Raw genomic sequence first — 17256 nt, forward strand, 5'->3', positions numbered from 1 at the left:
ACCTGACCAGTGCACTTGCCGGTATCGACGATCTGGACGTGGGGATCCTGCACGTCAATTCGGAATCGGCGGGCGCTGATCCCCACGTACCTTTCGGCGGCGCGAAGAGGAGTGGATACGGGCCCAAGGAACAAGGCGACGCGGCACGAGAGTTCTTCACTCACACCACCACCGTCTATCTCAGGGGCGGCCGAGCATGATCTGAATTCGATTCCGCCTGCAGCAGTTCACGAGCTTTGAGTGCGATCCACAACTCGGACCGGGTGTGGGCGGAATCGAGATCTCGGCCGATCAACTCGGCAGCCTTGTCCATGCGATTACGCAGCGTGTGCCGGTGAACACCCAATTGCGCTGCAGCGGATTCCCATTGACCATTGTGGTGCAGGAACGCTTCGATCGAGTCCACCAGACGGGAACCGTTCTCGGCGTCGTAGCCTTCCAGCACACCGAGACCGCCGGCCGCGATCGACAGCAGAACATCGCTCGACTGCACACTCAACAAGAGACTGAAAGTCCCGAGTTCCGAGAACGGAACGAGCGTGTGCCCTTCGACCTGCCCCACTTTGGCAGCAGAGACGGCCTCGCGCAGACTGGCTGCTACACCGCTCATCGGCCGGACGCCACCGATTCCACCGTTGATACTCCGGCGTGAATTCTCCCGCACTCTCGCATACACACTGCGCGTGACCTTCTCCGCAACTTCACTTTTCACGACGAACCACACACCGGTTCCGTCATTCAGCGGGGCCAACAGGTACGGCACCGACTCTTCTTCCAGGGCCGCTGAAGTGATGTCGGTGGCCGCAAGCAAAGGTCCGACATCGGTCAAGGCAGTTGCCACCACCGTGGTTTCGGATTCGAATCCGAAGTACCGCAACAGACTTTCGTCGACGTCACCGCCGGCCTGGCGCACCATCGTCGTAACCGCCAACCTCAGCCGCTGTTCGGCATCGACAACCCGCAACGGCTTGGCAAGCTCGATGGTCAACAGCGACACCGTGTGGCCCACCAACAATCGCTCGGACTGATCCAAGGCAGCGTCGGACGCCACGGCCAGCGTGCCGCTCACAGCAAGGCGGTGAATGGCCAGGTGACCGTCGTCGTCCACCACGATCCGGCTGCGCTCCTTACCTGATCGCTCCCTGATGCGTTCGGGCAGAGACGAACTCGCACCTTCCGTCAGAGCCAGCACCGCGCCGTCCCGATCGAGAACACAGACTGCTGCGTGAACGGCTCGACCCAGGGCAGTGATCAGAGCCGGCACCCCGTCGAGCAGAGCACGCGCCAACTTCTCCTGCGCGTCGACCACCGCCTGCACCGTTCGTATCTGGTCGGCGGTCAGTTCGTCGATCACGGCCCGCGAAATGGCGATGAACGGCGTCTCCTTGGCGACGGAAAGCACGGCAAAACCCAGTTCGTCGCCGGCCCTGATGATCGCGTCCGGCACCCTTTCGTGCACGGTGCCGGTGTCGAACGCCAGTGCCACCGCACCGGTCTGCGCGATGCGCTCGACGTACTCGTATTGCTTTGTCGCCGAACGTGGTAGGTGCAGCCCCGTCGTCATGACAAGCTCTCCACCGGCGAGCCACCGGGTCGGATCCTGCAATTCGATTGCGTGCGCCCAGCTGATCGACAGATCCACGTCGTCGTGACCGGCAACGATCGCGAGGCCGAGCGAAGTGGTGGCCGCCAGGCGCCGGACAGTCATCGGCATTACCGGAACCTCCGAAGGCAGTGAATAGAAAGGCAGTGGATAAATGGGCAGTGGACAGAACTGACAGTTTCCAGTTCAGATTTGTACATCAAGTCCATGTTCTGGATCACACGATGAGCTTAGCGTCTCTCCGAAAGAACTGATCGCGTCATGCAATAGGAGCTGAGCCCAGATGCCCGACAGCAGCACCGAAACAGCCGAAGCCGCCAGCGTTCATTCGACACTCAAAACAGGCTTGAAGAAGCGTCACCTGACCATGCTTTCCATGGGCGGCGTCATCGGCGCCGGTTTCTTCGTCGGGCTGAGCGGAATCATCAACCAGGCGGGCCCCGGCGCAGTCATCACGTGCGCGATCTGCGGCATCATCGTGTTCCTGGTGATGCGCATGCTCGGCGAAATGGCCGTGGCCAAGCCGTGTACGGGATCGTTCACCGAATACGCGCGCATGGCGTTGGGCGACTGGGCGGGTTTCACCACTGGCTGGCTCTACTGGTATTTCTGGGTGATCGTCGTCGGCATCGAATCCGTCGTCGGAGCTACCCTGCTCTCCCGGTGGATCCATGGTGTCCCGCTCTGGCTCATGTCAGCGGTACTCCTGTTGGTGATGACCGGGGTCAATCTTCTCTCCGTCAGCAACTTCGGCGAGGCCGAGTACTGGTTTGCGGGTATCAAGGTCGCCGTCATCATCGGCTTCATCGTGCTCGGCAGTCTGTTCGTCTTCGGCATCTGGCCCGGCAGTGAAGTCGATTTCAGCAATCTGACCGGCCACGGAGGATTTCTGCCGAACGGCTTCACCCCCGTACTGGTGGGCGTTGTCGCCGTGATCTTCTCCATGACCGGAGCCGAGCTGGTCACGATCGCCGCAGCGGAATCCGCCGAACCCGCCGGAGCGATCAGGCGGGCCACGAACACGGTCGTCTTCCGCATTCTCGCCTTCTTCGTTGTCGCCACCTTCCTCCTCGTGACGATGCTGCCGTGGGATTCGTTCGTCGTCGGCGATTCTCCGTTCATCTCCGCACTCGACCTGCTCGGAATTCCCGGCGCCGCCGACATTCTCAATCTCGTGGTTCTGGTCGCGGTGCTGTCCTGCCTCAATTCCGGCCTGTACACGGCGTCGCGGATGCTCTTCGCACTCTCCGTCTACAACGACGCGCCGGCCTGGATGACACGGACCAACAGCCGCGGCGTGCCGGTGAAGGGCGTACTCGCCTGCACCGTGGCCGGGTACTTCTGTATCGCGGCCGGCTACATCTGGCCGGATACGATTTTCTTGTTCCTCGTGAATTCGTCGGGCGCGATCTGCTTGTTCGTTTACATCCTGATCTGTGTATCCGAACTACGCCTCCGACGCCGATGGGAACGCGAAAGCCCCGAGATTCTGAAATTCCGTGTCTGGTTGTATCCCGGCCTGCCGATAGTGGTCACTGGTCTGATTCTCGTGATCCTGGTGGGAATGGGTCTCAACGAACCCACGCGCGCGGAATTCGTCCAAAGCCTGGTCGCGCTGGGGGTCATCCTCGCCGCTTACGGCGTGAGAAAGTCTCGTACGCGAAAAGTCGTATCGTTCGCGACCGCCTCGAACAACGCACGCAGCAGTTCGAAGAAGGCTTGAAACAAGCATCGAGTAAGCGCTCGACTCGATAATTGAACCTCTTCCCCGAAAAGAGTCGATCCGATGGAAGCGGTCGAACATAGATTTTCTCTTTACCTAAATTCAAGGCAAAATGGACAGCATGCCGAGCCCTGTCATCGCCTCCGAGGGGCACAGTTCTTGGCGAACACTTCACGAATGGTTCAACGAACCACACGACTACGAGTGGATAAAGCACCAGAGATCCGGCCGGGCAATCATTCCGATCTTCCGAACCTTGCTCGGAATGATGACGATCATCTTCGGACTGTCCGCTTTCTACAAATTGATCGGTCCGGATACGCCGCCGACCACACCCGGCAAAGCTCTTTCGATTTTCATGATCTGTACGTGTGTGGGAATCGCCGCATGCTGGTTCACACAACCGTTTCCCGGACGCCGGGGGTTGCTTGCATTCGGAATATTCGCAGATCTCGGGATCGCGGCCGCCGTCCTCCTGGTGCCGGATCGCTCGTCCGGGACGTTCGGTTGCATCGTCTTCGCGGTCACCGGAACCTTTGCGACGCTTTTTGTCAGCGCAAGGTGGCTTGTCGCTCATGTCGTTTGGTCGACGACCGTCACGACTACCGTTTTCGTTCTTGCCTATCTAGAAGGCGACGTCGATATCACGACGCTTCTGGCCCGCGGCACCGTTCTTTTCGGAGCTGTCACACTCGTTCCCATTTTTGCGCACCTGACTTGGCGCACTCTCTACCGCGATGCCCAGTATTCGGACCGGGATCCCCTCACTGGACTGTTCAACCGTCGGGGACTGGAAGGGGCAGTCGGCGATCTCTTCGAGAGCACCCGAGACGATTCTTCATCTCTCGCCTTCATCGTCGTCGATATCGACAAATTCAAAACGGTGAATGATCTTCACGGTCATGCCGAAGGCGATCATGTCATCAGGAGAACCGCGAACCGATTGAGCACACATCTCGGCGAACGCGGAGTCATCGCTCGAACCGGCGGAGAAGAATATCTGGCCGTCATCGCCGGCGATCCCGAATCGACAACCCTGTTGATCGAAGGGATAAACGCGGCGCTGTCGGATTGTTCCGACGCGATCCCCACAACGGTGAGCGTCGGAGCGGTGATGATGACCGCCGAATCGAAAGCGTGGAGCGGCGGTGCTTCCGCAATCCTGGCGGCGACAAATGTCGCGGATTCGATGATGTATCAAGCGAAAGCGGCAGGCGGTAATACGATCCGCTCGGCTCAGATCTGATTCACAGCCACGTAAGTGGGTGGACGCTGCGCCCGGTTTCCGTGTCCGTCGCGGCAAGATACACATCGACGCGCTCAGCGGTCAGAGCCTTGCTGATGTGGTAACCCTGGACCAGGTCACACCCGACCCACTGGACGCGGCGGAACTGCTCGATGGTCTCCACGCCCTCGGCCAACGATTTCATACCGAGGGCCGCGGCCAATTCGACAATGGACTTCACCACGGACATCTTCGGATCGTCCGAGTCGGTGACCAGCATGCGATCGATCTTGAGAACGTCGATTGGAAGTCTCTGGAGCGTGGCGAAGGACGAATAGCCGGTGCCGAAATCGTCGAGTGCGACGGTAACCCCGAGCTCACGCAGCTTGTAGAGATCCCGGATCGCGCGATCGTCCACAACACCTGTCTCGGTGATTTCGAGCTGCAGCAGTTGCGGAGGCAAGCCCGAATCCGTCAGCGCTTTCTTCACCATCGCACCGAACTCTCGCGACACCAACTGCACTGGTGAAACGTTGACCGAGACGCCGATTCCGGTCGGCCACCCCGCAGCAGCGGCGGTCGCCATCGCCATTGCCTGCGCACCGAGGGGAATGATCATTCCGGTTTCCTCCGCCACCGAGATGAACTGGCTGGGCCCGATGAGGCCGCGGCTGGGATGGTTCCACCGAAGAAGAGCCTCGAAGGCCACCACTTCACCGGTCTGAGTGTCGACCTGAGGCTGGTAATGGAGATCGAACTGCCCTTCCTCGATCCCTCTGTCCAGCTCGTGCAACGCCGTCGCCCGCGCCGATGCCCTCGCCCGCAGCAGCGGTGAGAACTTGCCCACTCGATTGCGTCCCGTCGACTTCGCCTCGTACAGAGCCAGATCTGCCAGCATCACCAATCCGTCGGCGTCCGTCGAATCCTCGGGCGCGCTCGAGTAACCGATCGTGGCCCGCACTTCGATCCGATTGCCTTCGACGAAGAATGGTTCGTGCAGCACTTCCAGGTACCGATCGAAGATCACACCGGGATCGTCGCGCGAAGACGTACAGACGATCAGCCCGAATTCGTCACCGCCCATCCGCGAGCACATGTCCGAACCGATCACGTCGCGAAGGCGTTTCGTGACTTCGAGAAGTAATTGGTCCCCGATCGGATGGCCAAGGGTGTCGTTCACCGATTTGAAGTTGTCGAGGTCGAGAATCCCGACGAGAACCTGCTTCTCCGGCACGCGGGAATCGATCGCTTCCTCGAGCGCCACTCCGAACGCACGACGGTTCGGTAACCCGGTCAACGAGTCGGTGGCCGCAAGGCGAAGGATCTCCTGCTCGTGGACATACCTCTCCGTGATGTCGGAACCGACACCGCGCCAACCCAAAATCACGCCGGATTCGAGGACCCGTGGATTGCCGGAAAGAGACCACCAGCGTCGCCTACCGTCGACATGCACCGGCACGACAGTGTCCCGGAAGGGAGCACTCGATTCGAGTTTGTCGATCATCTGGGCCGCGGCCGCACGCCCCTCCGGACTCGATGCGATCTGGAGTCTGGTGAGGAGTTGTCCGAAGGTGAGTTGCTGCAACTCGTCCACCGTCATACCTGCGACCTCGGCGAGACGTGCCGAGGTGTGGGAGAACCGGCCGTTGGTGTCGCACTCCCACAGCCAGTCGCGGGAACCGCCCTCGAAACCGTCGAGCAACAACGCCACAGTCTGACGCTCGGATTCCGCCTGAAACTCTGCGAGACAACGTCTCTGGAAAGAGGCCGACAGATAGACCGCCCCTACGGTGAGCGCAAACATGTAGATGCACAACTGAATCGCAAGTATGCGAAAGTGTGGTTCGGCGTGGACGACGAGAACAGTGAAGACGCCGAGGCCGTGAATGTAGATCCAGGTCAGGCTCACCGATCTCAGACTCGAGAACGTCACGGTCCCGGCGCCCATGATCCCGGCCATCGTCGCGATCAGAACCAAGTCGCGGAAGACGTCCATGTCGTGAAAGAGCAGAGCGAAAAGTGTGACGTCGAGGGTCGCGACCACGATCACTTCGACGAGCAGACCCACGTAGTCGTAGCGCGGGGTGTGCTTCGACGGCCGCCAGCGAAGGGGAATCCATACTCGGATCGAATTCGCGAGGACGAGAAAGATGAGGGCGCCACCCAACCACCTGAGCGTCTGACGTCCGGGCGGGACGGTGTAGGTCAGAATCACGACCAAACTCGCCATGTACGCAAGATTGGCGAACGGCGCGACGGCTGCAGCTTCGTCTATCTGACGGCGAAACAGGCTGTTGCAGTCGGCCTCCGAAGCAGGATCTTGCCTGCCCAATCGACTCGGACGGCTCATCAGCGAGGCATCCCGACATCTGCGCAGGCGCCATCAGCGGGCGTCGAATCCGCTCGCCTGGCCATCCGAACCTCCCCTGGCTCCCCACCGAACCCTTATCCGGTGAAACGTCAGTGTTTCAGACTCGCTGCTTGTTTCCTTCACAACGGTAGCCATCTGACGAATCGATTGTGCGCAGATCACTATATCCAGAGGTCGTTCCGTCGATCGTCCAGGTCGATCCGCGATTGCTGATTCTTAGCTCGAACCACGTTTGTCGCCGACCGCGACGCGGGGGATTCGAGCGGTCGGGAACAACGCGGCGATTGCGAGCAGCGCTGCCACGGCAAAGGCGACACGCAACGCGTCCAGCCTGGCTTCTTCGTTCACGTCCACGATCGCATCCGCCGTGGACTCGGCGACGCCGGCGTCATCGAGAGCGGATCGGAGTTGCGTCGTCGACAGGAACGGCACGCCCGAGGCCAGGTCGGTGCTCGCTTGCTGCTGCACCGATGTCGGAACCGCCGGATTGTCTTCGATTCCGGCGATCGCCGACGTCGTGAGAGTGGCAATGAGAACCGATCCGATCAGGGCAGTTCCCAAGGAAGCGCCGAGGTTGGTGGCGGTGTTCTGCAACCCGCCGACCTCGGTGCTGCGCTCGTCCGGGACCGAGGACACCGTGACGGCTCCGAGCTGCGAAGACAGGCACCCCAAGCCGAAACCCATGAACAGCATGGGAATCATCACGATCGCCGCATTGGCGCCGGGGTCCATGCCTGCAACGAGCATCAGAATGCCGACGACCATGACCAACAATCCGACTCGGACCACGCGTCGCGGGTTCGCGGTAGGCCGCAGCTTCGGAATACCGATGGCAGCCAACACGAGCGCCGCCGACAACGGCAGGATGCGAACTCCCGTCTCCAGGGCACTGAGCTCCAGAACTACGGACAAGAACAACGGGACCGCGAAGAACACGCCCGCCTGGACCAGAAACTGCGCGAAGAACATGGAAAGTCCGCCACTGAGCTCGCGGTTTCGCAGCATCGCCGGATCAAGCAACGGCTCCTTCCCCGCAGCGGCCAGGCGTCCCTCCCAGCGCAGGAATCCGTACACGACCAGGAGCCCGGCGATCAGCAGCCACACCACCGGGGAAAGCCCGACCAGCTGCGGTCCGTCGGGTTTGGCCTGCACCCAACCCCACTCGCTCGAGCGCAGTACACCGAAGACGATCATGCCCAGTCCCACCACGGACAAGATCGATCCGACGTAGTCGAGGCGCGACTTCGACGGTGGGACGTCGACCACCTTGCTCAGCACCAGCAAGATCAGGACAACGATCACGACTTCGCCGACGAACACGTAACGCCATGACGCAAATGTCGTCGCGGCGCCGCCGATCAGCGGCCCGACCGCCACGGCCATCGCGCCGGCGGCAGCGACCAGACCGTAGGCAGCCGGGCGCTTCTGCGCCGGAAAGTTGGTGGCGACGAGCGCGACGATCGCGGGCATGATGAGTGCCGCACCGACGCCTTCGAGGAACGACCATCCGATCAGCAGGACCGCAAGATTGGGAGCGAGCGCCGTTGTCAGAGAACCTGCGCCGTAGATGATCAAGCCGAGCGCGAAGGCCCGGCGACGACCCATCATCGACCCCAGCTTGCTGCCCGTGATCATCAGAGTCGCCATGACCAGGGTGTACAGCGTGATCGCGGTTTGAATGCCGGTGATGCTCGTGCCGACGTCCTCGGCGACGGTTGCCATCGAAACATTCATGACCGAACTGTCCAAGGTCATCAGGAATTGGCTGGATGCCAACACCGTGAGAACCAATCCTGAACCCGCCTGCGTCGTCGAACCAGCAACCTGTCCGTCACCCATCGTGCGGGTGTACCCGGTGTTCAGGTTCTCGAAGCAGACCGGTCAGTGCTGTTCGAGGCTGAGCTGATCCGCCCAAGCCGACACGTCCCCGCGTTCCAGAGCCACCGCCAGCAGTTCCGGAAACTTGTCCGGCGTGCACGCAAACGCGGGAATCCCGAGGGCACTCAGCGACGCTGCATTGTCGTGATCGAACGACGGTGCCCCGTCGTCCGAGAGTGCCAGTAGAACCACGACTTGAACGCCGGAGTTTTTCATGGCGGCCATGCGGCGCAACATCTCGTTGCGAATACCGCCCTCGTAGAGGTCCGAGATCAGAACGAACATCGACTCGGCAGGACGCGAGATCAGTGACTGGCTGTACGCGATAGCGCGGTTGATGTCCGTGCCCCCACCAAGTTGGGTCCCGAAAAGGACGTCGACTGGATCGGACAGTTTGTCCGTCAGGTCGACGACGGCAGTGTCGAAAACCACAAGCGAAGTCTTCAGCGCCTGCATCGACGCCAACACCGCGCCGAACACGGATGCGTAGACGACGCTGGACGCCATCGAACCCGATTGGTCGATCGCCAGGACTACGTCGCGCTGCACGGATTTCGACTTGCGGCCGTATCCGACGAGCCGCTCGGGGACGACGGTTCGATACTCCGGAAGGTAGTGCGACAGATTTGCTCGGATGGTTCGGTCCCAGTCGATGTCACGCAACTTCGGATTCGACGTTCTGGCCGAACGATTGAGAGCCCCGGTCACCGCGGCCTTCGTTTTTTGCGCGATTCGCTCTTCGACTTCCCGAACCACCTTGCCGACGACCATTCGAGCAGTTGCCTTGCTGGCCTCCGGCATGACCTGGTTGAGGCTCAGCAGCGTCCCGACCAGATGCACATCGGGCTCGACGGCATCGAGCAGTTCCGGTTCGAGCAGCAACTGCGCCAAACCCAGTCGGTCGATCGCGTCCTTCTGCATCACCTGCACCACCGTGCTGGGAAAGTACGTCCGGATATCGCCGAGCCATCTGGCGACGGACGGAGCCGACGCCCCCAATCCGGCTGAGCGGCGTCGCCCCTTGGTCGGGCCGGACGAATCGTAGAGTGCGGCAAGAGCTGCATCCATTCGACGCTCGCCCGGTTGGCCCAGCCCACCCGTCGATTCTTCGGCGGATTCCCCGAGCATCAGTCTCCAGCGTCGAAGGCGCTGATCGTCGTCGCTCATGCGCCCACCCCCAAGATGTCCGCAACGACCGCCATTGCCGCTCTGCCGCGTCGAGCATCGGTCTCCACTGTCGTTTCGACGCGTCGTCCACCTCTGACCGCCTGACCGATCGCTCGACGCTCCCCCGCCTCGAACGCTCCGAACGTACGTCGAAGCAGTGGAAGCGTGTCGATGAAGTCCTGCTCACGAAGTTGGCGAACCCACGTGTCGATCAGCGTGAGCAACGCTCGATCGTGAACGAGCACAAGCCCTCCTCCACCGAGAAACCCGTCGACCCACCCGGCTTTGGCGGTCGGCGTGCTTCCCACGGACAGGGCCCGAGACAAGCGCTGGGCTGCAGCGGTTTCCGTGATCGAACCGCTGTCGCGCAGTAGCCGCACCATCCGGCCGACGAGTAATCCGTTGACGTCGTCACGGTCGATCACGCCAGCCATGGTCTGCAGCCATCGTGCGCTCGCATCGCGATCGTCACGGACCATGATTGCCGAGTGAACCTTGTCGAGGTGATCGCGAAACTCCTCGGCACTCGGATCGTCCAGGCCCGTGACGGCGACTGCGAGGCCGGTGCAAATGCGGATCAACAGGCTGTCGGCGACGTCGACCAATGCCGACACGTCGGTTCCGCGCACATCGCCGTACCGCAGCGTTCGCGTCAGCGTGGGCAGCGCCGCCATCAGGTGCGACACGTCATGATCCAGTGCCGCAACCGTTTTCACACTTTCCAGCACAGCGGACAACGCTGCCGGCAGGTTTGCCAGGAGCGAGTTCTCCAGTAGTCCGATCAGTGACGCGAGAGAGATGTCCGGCTCGTTGATCTTCGAGACGACACGTGATGTTGCCGCTGCAGCCACCGTCGTGCCCCACAGCGACGCCTCGATCACCGAGACCGAGAATTCGGGCTTCCATTGCAGCGCCCAAGTCTCCCGGAACGTTCCGGTGGAACGGACCTCACTGTCGGCCGGGGTTCCCCAATCGATCTCGAGGATCCCCAGTCGGTGCAGGAACTGGGAACGCTCGACGTCGATATCGCGTCGCAGGTCCAGATCGAGATTCTTGGCTCCCGCTTGTTGTTTGAGCCGCAAAGTCTTCGAACGTGCTCGCAGGTCTGCTTCGAGCGGAACCGTCGGAGTTTCTTCGGGCACCGCGCCCAGCGCTTCGCCCACAACCAATCTTCGCGTGATCAGATCCAGAAGAACGTCGTTTCCATCGCACATCACCGACCTCGTTGCCTCGGTGACCTCCGACAATCCCGCCAAGGGTCGAGAACGCAGTGCCGCCAACGTATCTGCCAACCGGACAGCTTCGATGACGTGAGCACTCGAGATCGGAAGGTCCTCGTCCCTGAGCACCCGCGCAACTTTGGTGAGCCACCGCGTGATCGTCTTGTCGTTCGCGGTGAACAGGTGGTGATACCAGCCCGGCGAGGTGATTCCGGCGCCGTAACCCGATGCCGACGCCAGGCGTGAGTGAGTCCAGGGAACCCATGTCAGCGAGGTCTTGACCTTGGACATTCCTTTGAGGATGCGAGCATCGGGTGCCGCCGGCCCCAAGGCTCCGACCAACGCCGGCGCGTGCCAGGCTCCGCAGACGACCGCTACCCGCTCAGCGCCATCTTTCAACGTCTTTCGCAGCACCTGACGCATATACGCTTCGCGATGCGCTGTCTCCTCGTCGATCGGCACTGTCTCACGCAGCGCCTCCATTGCCTCGGTGATCGCATCGAAAGAATCTGCGCCCGAGCTAGATTCGATCACCGAATCCCACCAGCGTTCGGTGTCGTCGAAACCTGCGGCCGCGGCCAGTTCCGACAGAGGATCGCCCTCGCGGACAGTACGAATCCCCTGATCCGCCAACACGTTGAAGGCGGGCAGATCGCAGAACCGTGCCTGCACACCGTTCTTCGCAGCCCACTGCAGCGCTTGCCATTCGGGTGAGAACACCGCAAACGGCCAGAATGCCGCCTTCGACGGTTCGCCAGTGGCGTACGCGAGCAACGCAATCGGTGGTTCCATCGATTCCGACGCCGCCAGCATCACCAACGGGTCTGCGTCCGAAGGCCCTTCGATCAGGACGACGTCAGGCGAGAACTCTTCCAGGCCCTGCCGAACCGAACGAGCAGATCCCGGGCCGTGGTGACGGATAGCGAAGACCCGGACACGCAGGTCCGGAATCACGATGGTCACCCGGTGACCTCGCGGCACGCCCGGTAGAAGTCGGACCACTCGCCGCGTTCACGCACTACTGCCTCGAGGTACTCGTTCCACACCACCTTGTCTGCGACCGGATCCTTGATCACCGAGCCCAGGATTCCGGCAGCGACGTCGGATGCCCGCAGTACGCCGTCCCCGAAATGCGCAGACAACGCCAAACCGTTGGTGACCACCGAGATCGCCTCCGCCGTCGACAGAGTTCCGGACGGGGACTTCAACTTGGTGCGGCCGTCGGTGGTCGTGCCTGATCGCAGTTCCCGGAACACGGTGACGACCCGGCGAATTTCCTCGGCTGCTGCGGGGGTTGTCGGCAATTCCAGTGCTGCGCCCAGCTGTTCGACTCGACGTGCCACGATGGCCACCTCGTCTTCCTCGCTGGCCGGCAACGGGAGGACTACGGTATTGAACCGTCGACGCAGTGCGGACGACAGATCGTTGACACCGCGATCGCGATCGTTGGCGGTAGCGATCAGGTTGAAGCCCTTGGCTGCCTGCACCTCGATGCCCAGCTCCGGCACCGGCAACGTCTTCTCGGAGAGAATGGTGATGAGGGCGTCCTGCACGTCGGCCGGAATACGCGTCAACTCTTCGACGCGGGCGATCTTCCCGGTTTCCATCGCCGTCATCACGGGAGAAGGCACCAGCGCACCGGCGGTCGGCCCCTCGGAGAGAAGACGTGCGTAGTTCCAGCCGTAGCGGATAGCTTCCTCGGGCGTACCCGACGTGCCTTGAACCAGGAGCGTCGACGCACCCGAGATTGCGGCCGAAAGGTGTTCGGAGACCCAGGTCTTGGCCGTACCGGGAACCCCCAACAGCAGTAGCGCCCGGTCGGTGGCAAGAGTTGCGACGGCCACTTCCATCAACCGCCGTGGACCGACGTACTTCGGTGAAATGACGGTTCCGTCGTCGAGAGTGCCACCCAACAGATACGTCACGACGGCCCAGGGCGACAAGTTCCACGACGGTGGACGCGGACGAGTGTCCTGCGCGGCCAGTGCTTCGAGTTCGAGCGCGTACTCCTGCTCTGCGTGGGGCCGCATCAGCCTTGCCGGTTGCGCGAGCTTTTCCGGTTCCGTGGTGGGCACGGTTACGCTGTCAGTCATGTGAGCTCCTCGAGCAGGGTCTTGCGGTGGGTGATGGCGCTGGCAGTTCTGGCGAAGGTCTGCCGCCAGTCCGGGTCACGTGCACGTTCCGCAGCACGCTCCAGCAAAGTTACTGCGCTGTAAGGAAATCGAGTCTCGGCCAGGCGCAGCGATGCGACGTACTTGTAGCGTGAGAATTCGCCGGCCTTGGCGCCTCCGTCGGCACGTCTGGCCGCAACTCGTTCCCACTGGGCCACCACTGCCCGGGTGATGTCCTCGGGCCATGGACCTCGCAGAGCGTCGTAGATCGCTGCCCGGCCCGGGTGCAGAACATTGGCGTCGCCGTTTCCGGACCTCAACAGATCAGCCAGCGCCTTGGCCGGTACCAACGGGAGCACGCGTCGATCGGTGGCGGTGCCGCGCATACGAAAGAGTTCCAGCGCCCATTCCGTATTGTTCTGCGCGACTGCGGCGGTGGACCACGCGTCGTGAAGGATCGGCTCCCAGTCTTCGTCAACGCTCATCCCCAAGGCCTTGCCTGGTCCACCGATCATGTTGTTCCACAGAGACAACGGCGCAGAACTGATCGCCTGACGCACATACTCGGCACGATAGTCGGTGTGTGGATTCGGCCGGTCTTCGATGCCGTCTCGCCTCGCCGCTGAATCGACTTCCTCAGGCGGGACGATGACGAGCGTGGACCGAACGAGTTTCCGTTCCACCCGCACCCATTTCCGAACCCGAGCAGCCATTCTCTCCCCGAACTCCGATTCGGGGAGTTGTCCGAGTACTTCCACTGCCGCGCGTCGCACGTCCTTGCGACGGTCGTCGAGGGCTTCCTCCAACAATGGTTGATCATCCGCACTCAGTCCGTTTGCCAGCGCCGCGACGAAGGCAGCCTTCTGTTCGCCCCGCTCGGTGCCCCAGGACTTTCGGAGTTCGGCCAGCGCCAGCGCGGGATCTGTTCGACGAGTGTCTATCAGCCACTGTGTGCGCTGCGACGAACTTCCGTGACGCCACACGTCCGGGTTGGCATCCCTGGTTCGGACGAGTTTGCTCCACTCGGGGTTTTGCGCGGCAAGCCATCGACCACGCTCGCCGACAATCTGCAGGATGCTCTCCCGGTGAGCTTCACTTGCACGTGCAAAGGAAAGCAACTCGGCGACCAGATGATCAGGCGCACGGTAATTGTGCTCCAACGCGACTGCGAACCATTCGTCGAGCAAGGTCGCCTTGGCCGCGAGCATCGACAGCAGATGCGCCGATGAGGATTCCGGCAGCGTGAATCGAACATCGTCTGGCGCAGGTGTCGGCACCGCCGCCGTGGTGGAGCCCGCACCGCCACGGCGGTACGCCCTCTCCAACGCTGCTCCTGCGAGAAGCATCTCGGCAGGATCGCCGTCGAGTTCGCGAGCGTAGCCACGCACTTCAGCCGGCAGCTCCTCGAATGTTGTTGCTGTTCTGGCTGTCCCAAGGAGCGCCGCTGAGATCAATGTACTCACAGCACGATCACCTGCCCTCCCGTGAAAACCGAGATCGGAGTAAGAGCCAGCGCGTTCCACGTTCCGCAGACTGTGACCGGGTAACCGCCGGAAATGCCGAGCAACTTCCACAGAAGATCCGAATCACCCTCTGCCCGAAGCGCTGTGCCCGATTCGTCGACGACAAACCATGATCCGTCGACGAACGACGGGACCACCGAACTGATCACTGCCGGCCACGAGCGCAACCATGGATCCGCGGCGAGGGCATCGGTAAACTGCTGCAACGCAGTGTCGATGCTTCCGAACGGCATGGTTGTGAAGGGCTCCGGTTCTCCGTGCGTGACCCCTATCCGCGCCCGCAATGCCGCGGCACCGGGATAGAAATGAACATCGGCGTTGAGCAGAAACCCGACTGGCGGCGTTTCGGTGGCAAAATTGGGTGACCCGTGGGAGAAGTCGAGCAGCATGGCCCACCGCTTCGAATTCCTGCCGAGCATCCACACCGTTCGGGTGAACAGTCGCTTCTCCTCGGTGATCCCGGAACCGAGAATCATCCAGTTCTCTTTCACCGGAATCGATTCCATCACACTCTCGGTTGAGACCGGATAGCCGACGTGTGCTTTCACCGAATGGGCAAGATCTTCCGGCAACTCGGACAGCTTCTGATGCGCAGCAACCAGCAGGTGCAACCGAGCCAACTCGTCGAGGACTTTCTCGGGCCAGTTCTCGGTAGACGCAACGGTGCCCGCCAAGGCTCGAAGTGTGCCTGCGACACCAGGCGCCTGAGCATCCACCATTCGAGCAGCTACTGCGTCGAAGCCCGCCCAGGATGTGTCCATCGCTGCCAGACCACTGCGGATCTGATCGGTGATCCACAGGTCCAATTCGACGAGCCCGCTCGCAACGCGGTCGGCGCGCTTCTGCGCTGTCGCCGGGTCGGGAGCCTTCTTGGGGGCCTCGTCGCCGGTCTCAGCCCTTTCGCCGCGGGTCTCGGCCTTCTCCTCGCGGCGCAACAACCACTCTGCCGCGAAGTCGGCGGGCTCGTCCGTCGACGGCACACGCCCTTCCGACCATTCCACCAGCAGCCCCAGAGCATGTTTGCACGGAAACTTTCGACTGGGGCACGAGCACTTGTATGCAGGGCCCCTCAGGTCGACCACTGCTTGATACGGCTTCGAGCCGCTGCCCTGACACAGCCCCCAGAGCGCGAGACCCCTGTTGCCGGCATGGCTCCACGAACCAGCCAACTTGCGCGCAGCGGCTAGCGATGCGGCGTCCGGAGCTACCGACGCCACCTGCCCAGCTGTCCACGGCGAAGTCACTCGACCACAGTATGACAACCCGCTGACATCACAGAGCCAGGCCGATTCGTTGGTGAATTACCCCTTGACTCGAACACATATTCGAATATGATTTGGGGAGGGGATCGGGGGATTCAATGAGTGTCTTGTTGTCGGATGTGGTGTCGGGTTCTGCGGTGGGGTTACGCGGACGGTTGTGGCAGTTGACTGCTGCCGAGTTGCGCGCTGCTGCTGTCGAAGCGAGTGCGGAGATTCTGCGCCTCGAAGCCGTGCGTGTGGCCGTGGTCGACGAACTCTCGTTGCGCCCGGATGATCAGGTGATTGCCAGCCGCGGTGTGGGGTCGTGGTTGGCGGCCAACACGATGCTGCAGGTTCGGGACGGGAAGAAGATCGCCGCGTTGGGTGCGGCTTTGCGGCCGTTTCCGGCGGTGGCGGCTCGGTTCGATTGCGGGGATTGCTCGTTCGAGCATGCTGTGTTGATCGTGGCGTTCTGTGAGTCACCGCCGAAGGGGATGCCGGAGGAGGCGCTATCGAAGTGCATCGATTTGTTGTTGGCTGCTGCGTCGGGTGTGGAAGCGACGACGACGAAGGTGCGGAACGTGATCGCGACGTTGGAGAGGTTGTTCGAATCGGATGAGATTCCGCCCGCCGAGGATGTCGATCTCAATGAGTTGCGGATCGCGTCGACGCTCAATGGCCGGGTGGTGGTGCGTGGGGATTTCGACGCCCTGACCGGTGAAATGTTGTTGTCGGCGTTGTCGAATCTGACGATGCCCACCCCGGCACCCGATGGAACCCCGGATTCTCGCTCGGCGGCGAAACGAACTGCCGACGGGTTCACCGAACTGATCCGCCGCTATCTCGACTGCGCCAAAACAGGCACAGACGGTGGTCAGCGTCCGCACGTGAACGTGCACATCAATGCTCGCGATCTGGCCGAGCATCGGGATTGTGCCGCCGCACCCTCGCCCGATGGTGGTGGAGTGGCTGTGTCTGATCTTGATGTCGGGCACATGCCGTGGCTGGGGCCGCTGTCCGTGTCGCAGACCAGGCTTCTCGGGTGTGATTGTTTCCTGTCCACGGTTCTGCTCGACGATCACGGCGCGCCGTTGGATGCGAAACCCGGGAAACGGGTGGTCACCGCGGAGCAGCGAGTGGCGTTGATCGCCCGAGACAAGGGCTGCGCGTTCCCCGGCTGCACGTGTGTGCCCG

General features: G+C 61.9%; 12 protein-coding genes. 4 read left to right on the plus strand and 8 right to left on the minus strand.

Annotation, left to right across the window (positions count from 1 at the left end; all coding sequences use genetic code 11):
• A partial coding sequence (locus RWT78_RS20065) for an aldehyde dehydrogenase family protein (RefSeq protein ID WP_314677634.1) occupies positions 1 to 200 on the plus strand: 200 nt, incomplete at its 5' end.
• Here the strand turns inward: RWT78_RS20065 and RWT78_RS20070 are convergent.
• Positions 176 to 1708: a PucR family transcriptional regulator gene (locus RWT78_RS20070; protein ID WP_314677636.1), complete on the minus strand. Its 1533-nt coding sequence runs from the start codon at positions 1706 to 1708 to the stop codon at positions 176 to 178. The genes RWT78_RS20065 and RWT78_RS20070 overlap by 25 nt on opposite strands.
• Before the next feature lie 178 nt (positions 1709 to 1886).
• Here RWT78_RS20070 and RWT78_RS20075 point away from each other — a divergent pair, with 178 nt between their 5' ends.
• Together RWT78_RS20075 and RWT78_RS20080 are read left to right on the plus strand one after the other, a co-directional pair.
• Positions 1887 to 3326 carry an amino acid permease gene (locus RWT78_RS20075; protein ID WP_314677637.1) on the plus strand — a complete coding sequence of 480 codons (1440 nt, stop codon included), beginning with the start codon at positions 1887 to 1889 and terminating at the stop codon, positions 3324 to 3326.
• 121 nt (positions 3327 to 3447) lie between these two features.
• On the plus strand, positions 3448 to 4572 hold the full coding sequence (locus RWT78_RS20080; RefSeq protein WP_230359180.1) for a GGDEF domain-containing protein: 1125 nt from the start codon (positions 3448 to 3450) through the stop codon (positions 4570 to 4572).
• 1 nt (position 4573) lies between these two features.
• Here the strand turns inward: RWT78_RS20080 and RWT78_RS20085 are convergent, their stop codons facing one another.
• The 7 genes from RWT78_RS20085 to RWT78_RS20115 form a co-directional block, all read right to left on the minus strand.
• Positions 4574 to 6901, minus strand: coding sequence for a bifunctional diguanylate cyclase/phosphodiesterase (locus RWT78_RS20085; protein ID WP_007730571.1), 2328 nt, complete (start codon positions 6899 to 6901; stop codon positions 4574 to 4576).
• 237 nt (positions 6902 to 7138) lie between these two features.
• Positions 7139 to 8761, minus strand: coding sequence for an MFS transporter (locus RWT78_RS20090; RefSeq protein WP_314677641.1), 1623 nt, complete (start codon positions 8759 to 8761; stop codon positions 7139 to 7141).
• Between the two features lie 42 nt (positions 8762 to 8803).
• Complete coding sequence (locus tag RWT78_RS20095; RefSeq protein WP_047269390.1) at positions 8804 to 9967, minus strand: VWA domain-containing protein; 1164 nt, start codon at positions 9965 to 9967, stop codon at positions 8804 to 8806.
• Positions 9964 to 12150 (minus strand): DUF5682 family protein, encoded by a 2187-nt coding sequence (locus tag RWT78_RS20100; protein WP_314677644.1) that lies wholly within the window; start codon positions 12148 to 12150, stop codon positions 9964 to 9966. The genes RWT78_RS20095 and RWT78_RS20100 overlap by 4 nt, the downstream gene beginning before the upstream one ends.
• Positions 12147 to 13280 (minus strand): AAA family ATPase, encoded by a 1134-nt coding sequence (locus tag RWT78_RS20105; RefSeq protein ID WP_003943132.1) that lies wholly within the window; start codon positions 13278 to 13280, stop codon positions 12147 to 12149. The genes RWT78_RS20100 and RWT78_RS20105 overlap by 4 nt, the downstream gene beginning before the upstream one ends.
• Positions 13277 to 14761 carry a DUF5691 domain-containing protein gene (locus tag RWT78_RS20110; RefSeq protein ID WP_314677647.1) on the minus strand — a complete coding sequence of 495 codons (1485 nt, stop codon included), beginning with the start codon at positions 14759 to 14761 and terminating at the stop codon, positions 13277 to 13279. Before RWT78_RS20110 ends, RWT78_RS20105 begins: the two co-directional genes overlap by 4 nt.
• On the minus strand, positions 14758 to 16065 hold the full coding sequence (locus RWT78_RS20115) for an SWIM zinc finger family protein (protein WP_269610589.1): 1308 nt from the start codon (positions 16063 to 16065) through the stop codon (positions 14758 to 14760). The genes RWT78_RS20110 and RWT78_RS20115 overlap by 4 nt, the downstream gene beginning before the upstream one ends.
• A 116-nt stretch (positions 16066 to 16181) precedes the next feature.
• Here RWT78_RS20115 and RWT78_RS20120 point away from each other — a divergent pair.
• The coding region (locus tag RWT78_RS20120) for a DUF222 domain-containing protein (RefSeq protein WP_314677651.1) at positions 16182 to 17256 on the plus strand (1075 nt) is incomplete at its 3' end.

The sequence above is a fragment of the uncultured Rhodococcus sp. genome (genome assembly GCF_963525155.1).
Taxonomy (GTDB): domain Bacteria; phylum Actinomycetota; class Actinomycetes; order Mycobacteriales; family Mycobacteriaceae; genus Rhodococcus_F; species Rhodococcus_F qingshengii.